This window comes from Prevotella sp. ICM33 (genome assembly GCF_000517825.1).
In the GTDB taxonomy this organism is placed as follows: Bacteria; Bacteroidota; Bacteroidia; order Bacteroidales; family Bacteroidaceae; genus Prevotella; species Prevotella melaninogenica.
The window spans coordinates 1-552 of the sequence record NZ_JACD01000042.1 but is presented as its reverse complement, the minus strand read 5'-3'; the positions used below and the strand labels follow the sequence as shown (position 1 = coordinate 552).

The window sequence follows — 552 nt, the reverse complement described above, 5'->3', positions numbered from 1 at the left end:
TATAACATTAATTTTGTTAAGCTGTTAATCAAATATGGGGCTAATCCCAATGATATGCAAGCGCAACTTCCTTTATTTGCGGCTGCATTGTATGAAGATAAGCAAAAAATAGAATACTTATTAGAACATGGAGCAGATATTAACCAATTTAACAGTTCAAAAGAGACTGTTATAATAGATCAAGCCCTTGCAAGACAATGGAACTTCGTACTGTGGTTATGGGACAGAGGTGCAGACCCTATGAAGACTGGAGGTGTTGGAAGAAATACTGGAGGTAAGGAAAATGTTGCATACTGGGTTCAAGTCTTTATAAACTATGGGAATGGAGATTATGATGCTCCAGACTTTAAAAAGCTTGTTGAGCGACTAAAAAGTATAGGTGTAGAGTTCCCATATAAACCAGCCATGGATGATAATACGGAAGAGAATGATTGATAAGGTAATAAAATATATTATAGCATTATTATCATCACTCATTTTAACCTCATGCAGTATGTTTAACAATGAAGTACCTTACAAGCGTTTTTTTAGTGAGAAAGAATATCCCATTAT

General features: G+C 34.6%; 1 protein-coding gene. It reads left to right on the top strand.

All coding sequences use genetic code 11. The annotated features are described in order from the left end of the window. Positions 1-435, top strand: a 435-nt coding sequence (locus HMPREF1505_RS13310; RefSeq protein ID WP_036923455.1) for an ankyrin repeat domain-containing protein, incomplete at its 5' end; no start/stop codon positions are given. Positions 436-552: the final 117 nt, after the last annotated feature.